The organism is Yimella sp. cx-51, from assembly GCF_017654605.1.
Lineage (GTDB): Bacteria > Actinomycetota > Actinomycetes > Actinomycetales > Dermatophilaceae > Yimella.
On record NZ_CP072113.1, the window covers coordinates 567899 to 584105 of the forward strand.

At 67.9% G+C, this 16207-nt stretch carries 16 protein-coding genes; 13 read left to right on the forward strand and 3 right to left on the reverse strand.

Annotated features, from left to right (window positions below; genetic code table 11):
* Positions 1 to 65: 65 nt before the first annotated feature.
* Entirely contained in the window at positions 66 to 680 is a 615-nt protein-coding gene (locus J5M86_RS02740) for a hypothetical protein (protein ID WP_188059625.1), read from the forward strand.
* Between the two features lie 149 nt (positions 681 to 829).
* On the opposite strand, the gene J5M86_RS02745 is transcribed toward J5M86_RS02740, so the two are convergent.
* Positions 830 to 2512 (reverse strand): alpha/beta-hydrolase family protein, encoded by a 1683-nt coding sequence (locus J5M86_RS02745; RefSeq protein WP_188059624.1) that lies wholly within the window; start codon positions 2510 to 2512, stop codon positions 830 to 832.
* Between the two features lie 141 nt (positions 2513 to 2653).
* On the opposite strand from J5M86_RS02745, the gene J5M86_RS02750 reads away from it, so the two are divergent.
* The 11 genes from J5M86_RS02750 to J5M86_RS02800 all read left to right on the forward strand — a co-directional run bounded on the left by J5M86_RS02750 (position 2654) and on the right by J5M86_RS02800 (position 13113).
* On the forward strand, positions 2654 to 3037 hold the full coding sequence (locus tag J5M86_RS02750) for an NADH-quinone oxidoreductase subunit A (RefSeq protein WP_244328449.1): 384 nt from the start codon (positions 2654 to 2656) through the stop codon (positions 3035 to 3037).
* Positions 3027 to 3662: an NADH-quinone oxidoreductase subunit B gene (locus tag J5M86_RS02755; RefSeq protein WP_188059923.1), complete on the forward strand. Its 636-nt coding sequence runs from the start codon at positions 3027 to 3029 to the stop codon at positions 3660 to 3662. The genes J5M86_RS02750 and J5M86_RS02755 overlap by 11 nt, the downstream gene beginning before the upstream one ends.
* Positions 3655 to 4191, forward strand: coding sequence for an NADH-quinone oxidoreductase subunit C (locus J5M86_RS02760; RefSeq protein WP_188059623.1), 537 nt, complete (start codon positions 3655 to 3657; stop codon positions 4189 to 4191). The genes J5M86_RS02755 and J5M86_RS02760 overlap by 8 nt, the downstream gene beginning before the upstream one ends.
* Positions 4191 to 5162: an NADH-quinone oxidoreductase subunit NuoH gene (gene nuoH / locus J5M86_RS02765; protein WP_188059924.1), complete on the forward strand. Its 972-nt coding sequence runs from the start codon at positions 4191 to 4193 to the stop codon at positions 5160 to 5162. The genes J5M86_RS02760 and nuoH overlap by 1 nt, the downstream gene beginning before the upstream one ends.
* Positions 5163 to 5180: 18 nt before the next feature.
* The gene (locus tag J5M86_RS02770; RefSeq protein WP_188059622.1) at positions 5181 to 5708 is read left to right on the forward strand and encodes an NADH-quinone oxidoreductase subunit I; all 528 of its coding nucleotides are present in this window, start codon (positions 5181 to 5183) and stop codon (positions 5706 to 5708) included.
* Positions 5705 to 6235 carry an NADH-quinone oxidoreductase subunit J gene (locus tag J5M86_RS02775; protein ID WP_188059621.1) on the forward strand — a complete coding sequence of 177 codons (531 nt, stop codon included), beginning with the start codon at positions 5705 to 5707 and terminating at the stop codon, positions 6233 to 6235. Before J5M86_RS02770 ends, J5M86_RS02775 begins: the two co-directional genes overlap by 4 nt.
* Complete coding sequence (nuoK, locus tag J5M86_RS02780) at positions 6232 to 6540, forward strand: NADH-quinone oxidoreductase subunit NuoK (RefSeq protein ID WP_208965087.1); 309 nt, start codon at positions 6232 to 6234, stop codon at positions 6538 to 6540. Before J5M86_RS02775 ends, nuoK begins: the two co-directional genes overlap by 4 nt.
* On the forward strand, positions 6537 to 8585 hold the full coding sequence (locus J5M86_RS02785) for an NADH-quinone oxidoreductase subunit L (RefSeq protein WP_188059620.1): 2049 nt from the start codon (positions 6537 to 6539) through the stop codon (positions 8583 to 8585). The genes nuoK and J5M86_RS02785 overlap by 4 nt, the downstream gene beginning before the upstream one ends.
* Positions 8579 to 10075 carry a NuoM family protein gene (locus J5M86_RS02790; protein WP_244328450.1) on the forward strand — a complete coding sequence of 499 codons (1497 nt, stop codon included), beginning with the start codon at positions 8579 to 8581 and terminating at the stop codon, positions 10073 to 10075. Before J5M86_RS02785 ends, J5M86_RS02790 begins: the two co-directional genes overlap by 7 nt.
* Positions 10072 to 11523 (forward strand): NADH-quinone oxidoreductase subunit N, encoded by a 1452-nt coding sequence (locus J5M86_RS02795; RefSeq protein ID WP_188059619.1) that lies wholly within the window; start codon positions 10072 to 10074, stop codon positions 11521 to 11523. The genes J5M86_RS02790 and J5M86_RS02795 overlap by 4 nt, the downstream gene beginning before the upstream one ends.
* A gap of 249 nt (positions 11524 to 11772) precedes the next feature.
* Entirely contained in the window at positions 11773 to 13113 is a 1341-nt protein-coding gene (locus J5M86_RS02800; RefSeq protein WP_188059618.1) for an aminotransferase class I/II-fold pyridoxal phosphate-dependent enzyme, read from the forward strand.
* Here J5M86_RS02800 and J5M86_RS02805 read toward each other — a convergent pair.
* Together J5M86_RS02805 and J5M86_RS02810 are read right to left on the reverse strand one after the other, a co-directional pair.
* Positions 13085 to 13927 (reverse strand): VOC family protein, encoded by an 843-nt coding sequence (locus tag J5M86_RS02805; RefSeq protein WP_188059617.1) that lies wholly within the window; start codon positions 13925 to 13927, stop codon positions 13085 to 13087. The two genes, J5M86_RS02800 and J5M86_RS02805, sit on opposite strands and share 29 nt — an antisense overlap.
* Complete coding sequence (locus J5M86_RS02810; protein ID WP_188059616.1) at positions 13924 to 14088, reverse strand: CopG family transcriptional regulator; 165 nt, start codon at positions 14086 to 14088, stop codon at positions 13924 to 13926. The genes J5M86_RS02805 and J5M86_RS02810 overlap by 4 nt, the downstream gene beginning before the upstream one ends.
* A gap of 79 nt (positions 14089 to 14167) precedes the next feature.
* Here J5M86_RS02810 and J5M86_RS02815 point away from each other — a divergent pair, with 79 nt between their 5' ends.
* Positions 14168 to 15655: a hypothetical protein gene (locus J5M86_RS02815; protein ID WP_244328451.1), complete on the forward strand. Its 1488-nt coding sequence runs from the start codon at positions 14168 to 14170 to the stop codon at positions 15653 to 15655.
* Positions 15656 to 16207: the final 552 nt, after the last annotated feature.

Sequence of the window (16207 nt, forward strand, 5' to 3'; positions counted from 1 at the left end):
CGTGTGACGCCAGAAGTCCGCCGCGCGTACGCTCCAGCCGTGAACTAGTCGGGCAAGGGGGAACGATGAGTGGTGGGTTCGGCAGTAAGGGGCAGCAGGCGAGGCCCGGCCGGTCTGGGGGCGACGGCCGCTGGCTGGCGCGGGTGGCATTCAGTGTCGCGGGCATCGCCGCAGCGCTCTTGGTGGTCTCCGTTCTCTTCGCCGGCCGGCAGGAGGGTTACGTCCACCTTCGTTGGATGGGTCACCCCGGATGGTGGGGATTGCCCTGTACCGCAGGTCTTTTCGTGGGTCTCCTGGCGATGGTCTTCGGTCGATTTGTCGGGCTCGTCGGCACGATCCTCAGCCTCGCGGCGGTAGCGGCTGCCTTCTTCGTGAGCTCCGTCTTTGGGCCGGGTGACATCGGTGACCAGACGATCGCGTCGCCGGACGGCAGGCGTGTGCTGTTCATTGACGGGCAGACGAAGATGATCGACCCCTACTGGGTGCTCTGGGTGCAAGATGCCCGCGGGCTCACCGCGAAGTACAGGTGCTTGGGAGCGCTCGACGGCGACCTCCACGGTCTCGACTCGGCGCGCTGGGTGACCGACGACGAGGTCGAACTGCGCATTGACGGTGAACCGGTGCGGATGACGCTGAGTGGAGACGCTGCCTCTCGTCCGCGCCGGCTTGCCGGCTGCTGAACCGTCCCGGGCGGGATGGAGTGGATCGCATTGATCCCCTGAGGAATGCCCACAAGCCCTCCCGCCGTGCGGTGAAGTATCAGAAGTAAGTCGACCTCGGGTCCGGCCGTGCGGACCGCAACGAATAGGCGGTGCAGCGGCGTCGTGGATCACTGGCTGCGGTGGATCGCCGTGAGGATCTTGGTCCGCTCTGCTGGACTGGGCGCCTTGTCGAGCACACCGGCCCACGCGTCCAGGATCTCGTCGCGATAGATGTGTCCGTGACCCTGCGGCGGACTGTTCCCGATCGCGAAGTCGACACCGACCATCCACATGGTCACCAGGGGCCACCAGCGTAGGTAAGGGTCGACGTCCCGGCCGGCCTTCTCGCCGATCCACGGCGGTTCGCGCCAGGCGAGCGACGGCGTCCACCACACGATCGGGTCGGACGCGTGTTGCAGGTAGACCACGCGCGGCGACTGCCAATCACCCAGCGGACGGCCATAACGATCAGCCGACAACTCTTCACGGGTGCTCGCGAAGCGAACGTGCTTGCCGTTGTCGATCACCGGCGTGATCTCGGGGCTGCCGCGCGTGCGCGATGCAGTGATCGAGCGCCAGAGCGGAGTGTCGTTCGGGGTGCCGATCCAGACCGCGCCGTCCACCGACTGCAGCATGTCCTGCTCTGAATCGAAGGCAGCTTGCATGCCGAAGCTGCCCAGTGACTCGCCGGAGACGTACAGCTTGGGTCGCTGGTCGACCGGCATCTTCGCCAGTTCGGCCTGCACGGCCTTCACCAGGGCTCGGCCGGTCTGTTGCGGCAGGGACTTGTTCGTCAAGAACTGGACGGGGCTGGGCAGGAAGGAGTACTGCACGGCAACTGAAGCGCAGTTGCCGTCAAGCAGATACTCCGCCGACTGCACCGAGTAGTGGTTCACCCAACCGCTGCCGGTCGTGCCGAACAGCGCGATCGCCGGGCGGTCGAATCCGCCCGTTCGCCGTAACTCCTTGACCGCGATCGCGGCGAGCTCTTCGGGTTCGGCGGCGCCGTCCGGAGGTGAGGCGTACACCCGGATCGGTTGCACCGCCGGACGTCCGGTGGCTGCTGAGATCTGGGCGGGGGTGGGCGTGCGGCCGGTGAAGTTCCGTCCTTGGCGGCCAAGTTCCTCCCACGTCTGGGTGGAGCCCGGACCCCCCGAGACAAGCTCGGTCGTCGGCTGCACGGCGCCTGGCGAGGTGCCCTGATCAGTCGAGAGGGCTGAGGACGACACCGACTCCAGCACCCTGCTGACGACATAGCTCTGGGTCAACCAGGTGGTCATGGCGATCACCAGCCCGGCAGCCAGCAGGCTCGCCACCGGACGCGGAAAGGTGCGACTCATGACCTGTCGGGATGCGCGGAAAGCCATGCGTATCAACCAGATCGGCATCAGCAGCAGAAGGGTCAACGCCAGTCCGCCGAGGAGCGCGCGGGTGTCGTCCCACCACGTCGGCGGCGGCAGGTCGACCAATCGCGCGGTCTGCTGGCGGCCCTGGTGTCCGGCCACCCATGCCCACAACGACAAGGTGGTCAACACCACCACCGCCACGATGGCGAACCGGCGCCGGCGCGGTGGGTCGATCGTGACTCGCACCCCGAGCCAACCTGCGACGTCGGAGGTCAACGAACCCAACAATGCGCCCATGGCGTAACCGAGAAGTGCTGAAACTGCCGCCGCGACCGCCTGGAGTGCCCAAGGTCGCGGCAGCAGGCTGGGGGAGAAGCTGATCAGGAAGGCGCCGAGCGCGAGCAGGCCACCCGTGACTGAACGTCCGGCGATCATCGCCCCCGACGCACGGGCCACCGTCCTCATGGGTGCCTAGCCTAGAGACCCCGGACGCCTTCACGGTGCCCTCTCGCGGTGGTGTCGTGGACGTCTGCGCCGTAGATCACAGGCGGCACCGGCAGCCGTGGCGTTCCCGGCGATCCCGGGCAACTTGGTTAGGCTGCACTGGTGAATTCCGGACTCAGTGGCTACCTCGTGCTCGGCGGGGTCTGTGTCGGCGGAATCCTGCTTTTCGTGGCAGCGATGGTGGCCCGCAAGCTGCTCGCGCCGCACGATCCAAACCCGGCGAAGCTGACCACCTACGAGTCGGGCGTCGACCCGGTTGGTTCCGGCTGGGCGCAGACGAAGGTGCGTTACCTGGCGTACGCCTTTCTTTATCTCGTCTTCGCGATCGACACCGTCTACCTGTTTCCGTGGGCGCTCGTGCTGCGCGACAGCCGGCTCGGCGTCGCGAGCCTGGCCGAGATGGCGATCTTCATCGCCGTCCTCCTGGTGGGCCTGGCGCACGCAGCACGACGCGGAGTGTTGTCGTGGGTGAATGATGTCGACTGATCTGCCCATGCCCCGCGTCGGCCCGCTGCAATCAGCCGCGCCGAAGCCGATGCGCATCGTCCTCAACTGGGGACGCCGTTACTCCCTGTGGGTCTTCAACTTCGGATTGGCCTGCTGCGCCATCGAATTCATTGCAGCATCGATGGCCCGGCACGATTTCATCCGGCTCGGTGTCATCCCCTTCGCGCCCGGCCCGCGGCAGGCCGACCTCATGGTTGTGAGTGGCACCGTCACCGACAAGATGGCGCCCGCGATCCGGCGTCTCTACGACCAGATGCCCGAGCCGAAGTACGTCATCTCCTTCGGGGCCTGCTCCAACTCCGGAGGGCCGTACTGGGACTCCTACTGCGTCACCAAGGGTGTCGATCAGCTGATCCCGGTCGATGTCTACGTGCCCGGCTGCCCGCCACGTCCGGAGGCGTTGTTGCAGGGAATCCTCGTGCTGCAGGAGAAGATCGCCGCCGAGCGCGTGTCGACGAAGTCGTTGCGCGCCAAGGGTGCTCGGTACGCCGACCGCCGGGCCGCAGCGGCCGCGCTGCAGCGTCCGACGATCGCGCCACCCGCAGCCGCGTCAATCGAGGCGCCCGCAGCAACGGCGGCAAAGGACGAGGCAGCCGATGACTGACGACGCATCGACGCACACCTGCGAACCGGCTGAGTGGGTGCAGGAAGCCGGACGCTTGAAGGCCGAGGGCTTCGACTTCTTCGACTTCCTCACCGCGGTCGACCATCTCGACGACACCGAGCATCCGGGTTTTGACCTCGTGCTGCACCTGTACGACATCACTCCCGGAGCGCTGCGGGAGACCATCCTGATCACGCGGCTGCCCGACGGCGAGAGCGCCGCGAGCCTCACCTGGATCTGGCCGGGCGCCGCGTGGCACGAGCGGGAGACCTTCGAGATGTTCGGCATCTCCTTCGCCGGGTTCACCGATGCGTCCGGACGCGGCCTACGTCCGCTGCTCCTGCCCGACGGTTTCGAGGGCACGCCGCTTCGTAAATCGTTCGTGCTTGCCAGCCGCGCCAGCAAGCCGTGGCCTGGCGCCAAGGAGCCCGGCGAGGGCGCAGCCGCCCACGCCGCCAAGGCGGGCCGAGCACCACGTCGCAAACTGCAGCCGCCGGGCGTGCCCGACGAGTCGTGGGGTCCACGCTGATGGCGCTCTGGATGGAGGTTGTGCTGCGCAGCGCCGCCGTACTGGCGGCGTTCCTGGTGTTGCCACTGGTCGTCGGCCAGGCCGAGCACAAGGTGATGGGCCACATGCAGGGGCGCGTCGGCCCTATGTACGCCGGTGGATTCCACGGCTGGGCACAACTCGTGGCCGACGGCGTGAAATTCGTGCAGAAGGAAGACATCGTCCCCCACGCGGCCGACAAGCGCGTCTTCCGGCTCGCGCCGGCGTTGGGCATCGTCGCCTACCTTCTGGCGCTCGCGGTCATACCGCTCGGACCTTCGACGGTTGCGGCCGGAGTGCCCGCGAGCCTGCTGGTCGTCCTGGCCGTCAGCGGCATCGGCACGGTCGGCACGCTCATGGCCGGCTGGAGCAGCGGCAACAAGTACTCACTGCTGGGCGGTCTGCGCTCCGCGGCTCAACTGGTCGCCTACGAGCTACCGCTCCTGCTGGCGAGCGCTTCCTTCGCGATCGCCGCAGGATCGTTGTCGCTCATCGGAATTGCGCAAGCTTGGTCGCCCTGGTGGCTGCTGTGGCAACTGCCCGGCGCGCTGGTCTTCCTGATCGCCGCCACGGCCGAGTTGCAGCGTCCGCCCTTCGACATGCCGGTGGCCGACGCCGAACTCGTGATGGGCCCCTACACCGAGTACACCGGCCTGCGGTTCGGGCTCTTCCTGCTCGCCGAGTACGCCGGCATCGTGGTGATGTCGCTGCTGTTCGCGGTGCTCTACCTCGGCGGCTGGGCCGGCCCGTTCGCCGGCACGCTCGGTTGGTTGTGGGTGCTGCTCAAGGGCTTCCTGGTGGCCTTCGTCGTCATCTGGATCCGCGTCGCCTGGCCCCGCATGCGCGAAGACCAACTGCAACGACTCGCGTGGCTCGGCCTGGTGCCGATCGCGCTCTTCCAGCTGGCGATCACGGCCGTCGGTGTCGTCTGGCTGGGCGGGGCCACCCCATGACCAACGAGAGGAGCACCCATGTCTGACAAGCGATCCGGCTTCGTGCCCGGGTTGGTCTCCGGCATGGTGACGACTGCCCGCACCGCACTGCGTCCGGCGCACACCCAGCACTACCCGGACGAGAAGCCGGCGCTGCCGCCGCGCAGTCGCGGCGTGATCGCGTTGCTGGCCGACAACTGCACCTCATGCATGTTGTGCGCCCGCGAATGCCCCGACTGGTGCATTTACATCGACTCGCACAAGGAGACGATCCCGCCCGCGACCGAGGGCGGACGCGCGCGCCAGCAGAATGTGCTCGACCGGTTCGCGATCGACTTCAGCCTCTGCATGTACTGCGGCATCTGTGTCGAGGTGTGTCCCTTCGACGCCCTCTACTGGAGCCCGCACTTCGAGTACGCCGAGACCGACATCCGCGAGCTGCTGCACGAGAAGGAGCGGCTGGGGGAGTGGATGGTCACCGTGCCGCCGCCGGCCGCGATCGACCCGGGCGCCATGGATGCAGGCGATGACGACGACGGCACGCCGACGGACGAGGCGGGTTCGTGACCACGCACGACGTCTTCTTCAGCATCGTCGGCCTGCTCTGCCTGGCCAGTGCGGTGCTCGCGGTCACCACCAAGCACATCCTGCACTCGGCGCTGTGGTTGGTCGTCAGCCTCGGCACCCTCGCCGGTTGTTACCTCGTGCTGGGCGCTGAGTTCGTGGCCCTCGTCCAACTGTTGGTGTACGTCGGGGCGGTGGTCATCCTGGTGCTCTTCGCGCTGATGCTCACCCGCGCTCCCATCGGACGCTCCACCGCGCACGACGCCTCGCCCGCGCAACGAGCGGCGGCGCTGGTGATCAGCGCCGCAACTGCGATGCTGATCGGCGCGGTGCTGATCGTGGGTCTGGGCCCTGGGGTGGCATCGCTGCGCCCGAGCACCACCAGTGATCTCGCCACCCAGATCTTCGCCACCTGGTCATGGCCCTTCGAGTTGTTGTCCTTGCTGTTGCTGATTGCGCTGGTGACGGCAATTTCGCTGTCGCGCATGCGGATCGATGACTCGCTGGACGATGAGGCGGGCGACTCGTGATCCATCTCTGGTTGCCGTTGGCGTTGTCCGCAGCGCTCTTCGGCGTCGGGCTCTACGGGGTGCTCGCTCGCCGCAACGCCGTGCTTGTGCTCGTGGGCGTCGAACTCATGCTCGGGGCCGTCGGACTGTTGCTGGTCACGGCCGGCGTCAAGCACGCGGACGCCTACCTCGCCGGGCAGACGCTGACGATCTTCCTCATCACCATCGCTGCAGCCGAGATCGCGGTGGCGCTCGGCCTGGTCGTCCTGGCCTTCCGGGCCCGCGGGCAGATCGACGTCACGGCGGCACGGGGTGACGACGAGTGAATCTCATCGACACCCGCACCGGCGCGCTCGACCTGGTGCTGCAACCGAGCCATCTGACGATCCTGCTCCCCTCTGTCGGGGCCGTGTTGATCGTCCTACTCGTGCGCCGTTCCAACGCGGCGGCGGCCTGGCTGGCGGGCGTGACGGCGCTGCTGGGCCTGCTCGCCCCGGCCTGGCTGGTATGGCAGGCGATGCGCGGTGGCCTGCGCGCGGTCGTCGGCACGATCGGGGTGCCGATCAGCGGTGTGCAGATGACGCTGCCCATGCAGCTGCACGTGACCCGCCTGGGAATCATGGTGGCCGTCGCGGTCGGGGTGGTCTCCCTGGTCGTCCAGCTCTTCGCGCGGTGGTACCTCTACAACGACCCGCGCTACCGCTCCTTCGCGGCCACCGTCGCACTCTTCACCGCTGCGATGCAGTTGGTGGTGCTCAGCGGTGATGTCGTGTTGACGCTCGTGGGCTGGGAGCTCATGGGTTGGTGCTCCTACGTGCTCATCGGCCACGAATCCGAACGCGCCAAGGCCAGACGGGCCGCCTTCAAGGCGTTCATGGTCACGCGCCTGGCCGATGCACCCTTCGTGGTGGGCCTGGTGATCCTGGCGACGGTCGCGCGGTCGACGTCGATCGAGCAGATCCTGCTGCACTGGAAGGCCATCGAGGTGCCCGGCCAGTTGCTGATCGGCGGACCAACCCCCGGCGCGGGCACCCTCGCGCTCGTCCTGCTGATCATCGGCGTCGCCGGCAAGTCGGCTCTCGTGCCCTTCCAGGACTGGTTGCCCGATGCCATGGAGGGGCCGACCCCGGCGTCCGCACTGATCCACGCCGCGACGATGGTTGCCGCCGGCACCTACGTCATCGCCGTGCTGCACCCACTGCTGATGATCACCCCGTACGCCGCCGTCGTGCTGGGTGCTCTTGCCGGTCTCACCACCGTCTTCGGCGCGGTGATGGCCTTCCTGCAGCACGACCTGAAGAAGTTGCTCGCGTGGTCGACCATCTCCCAGATGGGGCTCATGCTCGTGGGTCTCGCCGGGCTGCCGAACGGGGTGAGCCCGGACGTGGTGGTGCTGCACCTGCTGGCCCACGCCGGATTCAAGGCGCTGCTGTTCCTGATGATCGGCTGGTTGGCGGTGCTGGTCGGCGGCACCATCGTGGAGCGGATGTCGGGAGCCGTCACCACGCATTTCAAGACCCGCTGGTACGTCGGCACCGGGCTGCTGGCGCTGGCCGGCATTCCGCCGTTGTTCGGTTTCGTCTCCAAAGACCTCATCGTCGACGAGGTGCTGCGGGGCGCAGCGGACGGGCGCAAAGCCTCCTACATCGCCGCGGTTGCGTTGCTGCTGGTCATCCCGTTGACCGCTGCCTATGCGATGCGCGCCTGGTTGGTGCTCACCCACCGCACCGTGCTGCAGCGCAACCAGGTGCTCGACGTCATGGACGACTCGCGCACCGTCGAGGACATCGACCTGATGGACATGTTGGTCACCACCGCTGCGGTCGACGAGCGCGGACGCCCGATCGAGGTCGAACCCGAACCCGAACCGGAGCCCGAAGTCGTCCTGCCGCGCCCACCCGCGGTGACCCGCCTCGGTCTGAGCCTGCTGGCGCTCGCGAGCATCGTCGGCGGCGCGCTGGTCGTGAGTCCGTGGATGCGGGTCAACTATGAACACCCGCAATGGCTGATCGTCGTCTCCGGGTTGCTCGCGATCGCCGCCGCGGGTCTGCTGGTGCGGGCGCTCTCGGTGCGCACCACCTTCGGTGACGCCGCCTCCCGCTTGCCGTTGCGGCTGCGCCTCGGAGCCTCGCGCGGTGCAGGCTTCGACAGCCTCTACCAAGGAACGGTCGGACGCCCGGTGCTCGCGCTCGCACGCCTGGTGGCCGCTGCTGATGCGTTGATCGAGCGCGGCGTCCGCGGGCTCGGCACCCGCACCCTCGACCTCGCCGCACGCACCGACAACCGGCAAACCGGCGCACCTTCGACCGGGCTGGTCACCATCGCCGCCGGCATGTTGGTGGTCGCCGTGATCGGTGTGGCGCTGTGGTGATCGCCCTCCTCGCGGTGCCTCTCCTGCCCCTGATCGCCGGCTTCGCCCTCATCGGCGGCGGACGCTGGCCCCGAGCCGTCTCCCGCGACACCGCATGGTGGAGCGCAGCTCTGGTCGCTGCGGCGACAGTGGTCGCCACGTCCGTCGTCGCCATCCGGCGTCCCAGCCTCGACCGCGAATGGGTGCCCTCGCTCGGGCTGCGTTTCCATCTCGGCGTCGACGGCATCAGCATCCCGTTGTTACTGCTCACCGCCGCGATCGGGCTCATCGTCGTGCTGCATGCTCGGGTCGAGCCGCCCACCGGGTCGGCTGCCACCTACTACGGCTGCCTCCTGATCGTCGTCGGGGGAGCGCTGCTCACCTTCCTCGCCCGGGACGCCGTGCTCTTCTTCATCGCCTTCGAGCTCGTCCTGGTGCCGATGTGGGTGCTCATCGGAGTCTTCGGCGACAGCCACGATCGGGGCCGGACGCGGCGCGCGGCCCTGACCTTCGTCCTCTACACCGTGCTCGGATCGACGCTCATGCTCGTCGGCATCCTCGCGCTCGGCTACACCGTCGGCACCACCGATCTGGCGACGCTCGGCCGCGGCGTGAGCCTCGATCCGGCTCTGCAGACCACGATCGCGGTGGTGCTCACCGTCGGACTCGCGATCAAGGTGCCCATGTGGCCGCTGCACTCGTGGCTCCCGGCCGCGCACACCAGCGCACCCACCGGCGGATCCGTCCTGCTGGCGGCGGTGCTGCTGAAGATGGGCACCTACGGAATCGTCCGGCTCGTGATCGGTCCGCTCGCCGACGGCTGGCTGACAATCGCCCCGTACGTCGGCGTCCTGGCCGTGGTCGCCATCTTCTGGGCCGGTCTGGTCTGCCTGGTCGAACCCAGCCTGAAGCGGGTGATCGCCTTCTCCTCGATCGGTCACATGGGCGTGGTGATGCTGGGGTTGGCCACCGGCACCGAGCTCGGCATCAAGGCCGCGCTCTTCGGCAACATCAGCCACGGCTTGATCTCGGCGCTGCTCTTCGTCGTGGTCGGCGGGCTGAAGCGCCGTTGGGGCGAGGACGACCTCGCCGTCGAACGCTTCGGTCTTCGCGACATCAGCCCTCGTCTGGGCTTCGCGCTGCTGCTCGGACTCGCCGCCTCGCTCGGTCTGCCCGCCATGGCCGGCTTCTGGTCGGAGTTCCTCACCGTGCTGGCCGCGTTCGAAGCACCGCCCCATGTCGGACTGTTCCAGTGGCTGGGTGCGCTGGCCGCACTCGGAGCGGTGCTGGCGGCGGCGTACTCCTTGCGTGTGGCGCGTCTGGTTTGGGCCGGGTCGTCCGACACCCCTGAACCAGCACGACCCGACCCCGCCCCCTGGACGGACGCCGTCGGCATGGAGTGGCTGGTGGCCGCTGTGCTGGTCGTCGCCGTCGTCGTGCTCGGGGTCTGGCCCACCGGCCTGCTTGATCTGATGACTCCTGCGGTGAACGCGCTGGGGGTGCTGCGATGAACATCTCGATCGACTGGGCGGTGCTGCTGCCCACCCTGATTCCCGCGCTCGGCGCCGTGTTGGTGTTGCTCGTCGACGCTATCGTGCCGCGGCGTCGCACACCGCACTTCGGCATCGCGGTCGTGACCCTCGGCGCTGCGCTCGCCGCCACCGTCCCCGCGGTGTTGCAGGGCTTCGACCGTCCGCTGCGCTCGCTCTGTCTTCCCGAAGGCGGCTGCTTCTACGTCGTCGACGAGGTCGGCGCCGGCCTCCAGGCAGCGGCCATCGCATCCGCGCTGGTCATCGTCGTCATGGCGGCCCCGGTGCGCACCCAGAAGTCGCTCAGCGCCATCCAACTCTCGGCCATGCTCGCTGCGACGGCAGGCGCGGTCGGGGTGATCGCCGCGCGCGACCTCGCCGCCTGGTTGGTGCTGCTCGAGCTCGCGACCCTTCCGACGATTTTCCTGGTGGCGCTGCGTGCTCGGCGTACCGCGATCGACGGTGCCCTCAATCTGCTGGTCACCTCGCTGTTGTCCTTCGCGGTCACCGCCATGGGGGTGGCGATGTGGTTCGCAGCCACCGGCGAAGCCACCTTCGACGCCGACGTCGTGCTCGCGGCGGTGGAGGTGCCGGAGACCCGCCGCGTGCTCGCGGCGTCCCTCATGCTGATCCTCGCCGGTGTCGGCTTCAAGCTGTCGCTGGCGCCGTTCCATCTCTGGACGCCGGAGGCCTACGCAGGTGCGTCCGCCCCCATGACGGCCTTCCTCGCCACGGTCTCGAAGGTCGCAGCGCTCGGCGCGTTGCTGGTGGTGGCACGTCCGCTGGTGCTCGTCGGGGGAGCGACCCTGGTGGCCGTCGGCGTACTCGCGGCGTTATCGATGACGGTCGGAAACGTGATGGCGTTGCGGGCCGACGACACCCTGCGTTTCATGGGTTGGTCGACCATCGCGCAGGGCGGCTGGGTGATCCTGCCGCTGCTGACGGCGTCCAGCCGGGCCGTGCATGCAGCCGCCGCCTACCTGCTGGTCTATCTCGTCGCGACGCTGGCGGTCTTCATCGCCCTGATCTGTATCGCCCATCAGCAGGGACGCGACGCCATGGTCTCGTTCGAGGGTCTGCGCGGGCTAGGACGCCGCCAGCCCTGGACCGGCGCGGTGCTCGGTCTCGGGTTGCTGATGTTGGCCGGACTTCCGCCGGCGATCGGCGGTCTGCTGGGCAAGGTGTACGCGCTGCAGCCGGTGGCCGACCAGCGGCACTGGGTGATGCTGGTGATCGCTGCGGTCAACGTGATGCTCGGCGTCGCGGCTTATCTGCGCTGGGTGTGGCAGATCTTCAGTTCGGTGCGGGACGAGACGCCGGCGCGCGAGCTTCGTGCCCACCCGCTGCATCAGGCGATGCTCGCGATCGCGCTACCGGTGCTCGTACTCGTCAACCTCATGCCGCAGTGGTTGTTCGTCCTGCTCGATTGAACGGCTTGACTCGGTGATCGCGGATTCGCTGACGACGGGTGATCTCTCAGTGGGTTCCGCCTCTGCCAACCGCGGTGTGCACCTGTCGGATGTCTCTCTTGCCCTCCTGCCGTTGGGGAAGCGGACCGCCTCTGCGCACCGCGTCGGATGTCCCTCGGTGTGCAGAGGGGAAGCCGCCGCAATCCGTGGCTGGCAGAGCGTCCGAGGCGCTGTCCCGAATGGCGGACGCCGCCCGTAGACTGCGCTCTCGTGCATCGCTTCGACGAGAACACCCAGCAGCTCTGTGACGCCATCGCCGACTACGCGGTGCAACGACTCCGGCTGAACCCCGTGCCCCTGGATGCGCCCGCAACCCCGCAGACATTGGACGAACTCGCGGGCGGCGCCATTACCGCCGAGGGTCTCGGCGGCCTGCCCGCCCTCGAACTCTTCACCGAGAAGCTCGCGCCCACCTGCCTGTCGACCGATCACCCGCGCTACCTGTCGTTCATCCCGTCGGCCCCCACCCGTGAAGCGGCGATGTTCGATCTCATCGTCGGTGCCTCCGGTCTGTACGCCGGATCCTGGCTGGAAGGCGCTGGCGCCGTCTACGCCGAGAACCAAGCCCTGCGCTGGGTCGCCGATCTGGTCGGTCTGCCCGAGGGCGCCGGTGGTCAGTTCGTCCAGGGCGGCACCGTCGGCAACCTCTCGGCGCTGGTCGCCGCGCGCGACACCGTCCGCGCCCGCACCGGCAAGCGTCCCTACCGGGTGGCCGCCACCGTCGGCACCCACTCCTCGATCGCCTCGGCCTGCAATGTGATGGACGCCGAGCTGGTCACGGTGCCAGTCGAGAACTGGCAGATGACCGGACCCAACCTGCGAAAGGTGTTGGAGCAGAACGATCCTGACACTTTCTTCGCCGTGGTGGCGACGGCGGGCACCACCAACTTCGGCATCATCGACGACATCGAGTCGGTCGCGGACGTCTGTGATGAGTTCGGCATCTGGCTGCACGTCGACGGCGCCTACGGCGGCGCCGGCCTCGCGGCCCCGAGCGTCCGGGAAAAGTACCGCGGCATCGAACGCTGCGACTCCTTCATCGTCGACCCGCACAAGTGGTTCTTCGCGCCCTTCGACTGCTGCGCGCTGATCTACCGCGATCCGGCTCTGGGCCGCGCCGCACACACCCAGCACGCCAGCTATCTCGACATCCTGACTGAATCGTCGGAGTGGAACCCGTCCGACTTCTCCGTCGGCCTCACCCGTCGCGCCCGCGGCTTGCCGTTCTGGTTCTCGTTGGTGGTCAACGGAACTGATGCCTACACCGCCGCGATCGAGCGCACCCTGGAGGTCGCGCGCTACGCCTCGGCGCAGATCGAGGAGCGGCCGTACGTCGAACTCGTGCGCGAAGGCGCCCTCACCGTCGTCGTCTTCCGTCGTCTCGGCTGGACGCCGGCCGACTACCAGCGCTGGTCGGACGATCTGCTGGAGCGACAGCTCGGCTTCGTCGTGCCCACCTCACACGACGGCGAGACGCTCGCCCGATTCGCGATCGTCAACCCGCTCACCACTGAGCAGGACATCAGCGACATCCTCGACACGATGGCCTGACCGGCCCGACCCGCCTGAACAAACCACAAACCGGACGCAAAACGTACGGACTTCGTCGCGAAACGTGCTTTTTGCGTCCGGTTTGTGGCGGGCGGCGGTTCAGGAGGCGTGCACCTGCACGAGTTGTCCGTCCGGGTCGGTGATCTCCAGCATCGTGCCGAACGAGGTGTCGACGCGCACCTCGTGTCCGGCCTGCCGCAGCTGCCGCCAGGGCTTCGGCGTCACCGGTTAACGCGAAGGTCAGGTGTGTTCGGGCCCCGGCGTGACCGGTGAGGAATCGCTCGTACTCGACTAGCCGCGCGACGTGCACGCCAACGCTGCCGCGATCGGCGGTGAAACTGGCGAAGGCGTCATCGGCGTCGGCGGACGCGGGCAGCCCCAGCTTCTCCAAGAACTCCTTCCACGGGCCTGACGGGTCGGCGAAGACGACCGGGCAGACGCTCATGTTGTCGGCGGGATGGGCCTCGTGTTCGGCGTATCCGTAGAAGTCGGTCTGTGCTTCGTTGATCAGCAACTCTTGTCCGTCAGGGTCTGTGATCGTGACCGACCGGCCGTACGACTCGTCCAGCACGTGGGTGCCGAAGGCTTCAGCGACGGCCTGAGCGTCGGTGACCTCGAAAGTCAGATTCGTCTGCCCCTGGACGACATCGGTGTCGGCGCCGGAGTGGCTGTGCAGCAACACCTCACCACCGGCCGAGCGCATCACCGCCCAACTGTCGCTGGCGGTGACAGTTGCGGCCAGGCCGAGCAACTCGCAGAAGCGACGCATGGCAGGGACGTTGTCGGCAAAGCGGATTGCGTGTGCGGTGATCATGCGTTCGACTCCTCCAGGTAGGCGCGCAGGGCGCGTTCGACGAGCCCCGACAGGCTGGTGCCGTCGTCGATCGCCCGATGTTTGGTCGCTGTGACAAGTTCCTTGGGCAGGTACACGTTGAACTGCACCTTGCCTGCGGTTCTTTTCTGCTCGGTTCCCATACTCGAATGCTAGCAACATAGAAAGCAAGATGTCGAGAAGTTGGCGAAGCTACTGATGAGTCCGTGATTGAGTCGCCCCATGAGCACCAGCACAGGCGTCGTTTTCCCGGTCAGCAACACCGCCACCATGGGTGAGGGGCGGGAGCAGCGCAGTTCCACCGCATTCGGGCGCGGAGTTGTGCACGACGCATTGAATGAGGTCGACCCTACCGGCGCGGCGGCCGTCCAGCGCGATACCAACTGGCGACGCGGTGACCCCAGGCACTTCCGCCGCCTGGTCGAGGTGGGTGCGGGTGATCACCAGGCTGCGATGACGGTGGCGCGCGACGGCCTGGCCGGACTGCACCAGCGGATGTGCTGGCTGCCCGAGACCGGTGGCCACGACCGCGCCCTCGCCGAGGTGTTTGAGGGCGCGAGCGCCAAGGCGCCGCTGGAATCGGTGTCGATCGCCGGCGACAAGGAGCCGGAGCGCGAGCTGACCTTGCCCTACAAGGGCGCCCGTCTGGCCGGCGACCGGCTGCGTGAACGGCTGGACGCCTGGGTCGAGGCAGGCACCATCGAGCCGGGCGTGCGTGATGCTGTCGGTCTCGTGCTCGACCACCCGGAGTGGCTCGATGTGAGTGACCAGACCTTCGTCGTCCTCGGTGCAGGCGCGGAGATGGGGCCGCTGCGCTCCCTGTTGCGCTGGGGCGCCCACGTGGTCGGTGTCGACCTGCCGCGTCCGGCGTTGTGGGCGGGGCTGTTCGACATCGCCCATGACAGTGCCGGGTCGCTGACCGTGCCCGTGGAGGCAGCCGGGGTCGACGCCTCGAACCCTGAGCAGCACGCCGGCGCCGACCTGTTGCACGACCTGCGCCGGGTCGGCGACTTCGTGCAGGAGCTGGCCGGACCGCTGGTGCTCGGTAACTACGTGTACGCGGACGGCGGTGTGAACCTTCGGTTGTCGGCGGCCACTGACGCTCTTGCGTTGCAGCTGAGCCGGCGTCCGGACGTCGCGCTGGCCTATCTCGCCACCCCGACCGATGTCTTCGTGGTTCCCGAAAGCGCTGTGGCACAAGCAAATACCAACCTTGACAAGGCCTTCCTGAAGTCGGTGCGCGCACCGCTGCGAACGCTCTCGGGTGGGCGTCTGCTGCAGCGCCAGTACCCACCGCGTCACGCAGGCTCCTCAATCAGTGACACCGTCGTGCCACAGCAGGGTCCGAACTACCTGCTGGCCAAGCGAATTCATCGCTGGCGGGCGATGAGCGCCGCCGCCGACGGTCAACTGGTGTCGATGAACATCGCCCCACCCACCCGCACGGTCAGCGTCACTAAGAACCGCGCCCTCGCAGCGGCGTACGCCGGTGCCCACCGGTTCGGTGTCGAGGTCTTCGATCCGTCGACCGCCAACACCCTGATGGCCGCGATGCTGGTGCACGACCTGCGCACCGGTGGGTACGCGTCCAAGGGAGGCGTCTGGGAGGCCGAGGCGGCCGGCGCCGCTCACGGCGGCTTGTGGCGCTCGCCGTACGACCCGCGTTCGGCCCTCGGCATCGCGGCGCTGCTCGGTCTTGGCGCCCGCTGATCTCCCGCGCGGCGGGTTGCACGCGTGCGCGTCTCCTGGGGCGCCCTCGTCCCAAACGCGACCTTTGTTCGCAAACGCGACCTTTGTTCGCAAACGCGGTAGCTGCAACCGCCGCACCTGCGAGGAGGCGCCGCGTTTGGCGCTGGAACCGCCGCGTTTGTGTGTGGGCGGGAACCTCGGAGCTGTCGGCACGTGTCGTGCCGCGTTCGGCGCAAACGCGACCTTTGTTCGCAAACGCGGTAGCTGCAACCGCCGCGCCTGCGAGGAGGCGCCGCGTTTGGCGCTGGAGCCGCCGCGTTTCTGGGGGAGCGGGAACCTCGGAGCTGTCGGCACGTGTGGTGCCGCGTTCGGCGCAAACGCGACCTTTGTTCGCAAACGCGGTAGCTGCAACCGCCGCGCCTGCGAGGAGGCGCCGCGTTTGGTGCTGGAGCCGCCGCGTTTCTGGGGGAGCGGGAACCTCGGACGATCTCGTTTGTCTCAGTTTTCACACGAGTCACAGCGACGCGCGAGAGAATGACAACGATGTGATTCGACTCGTAGTATCGGACTCGG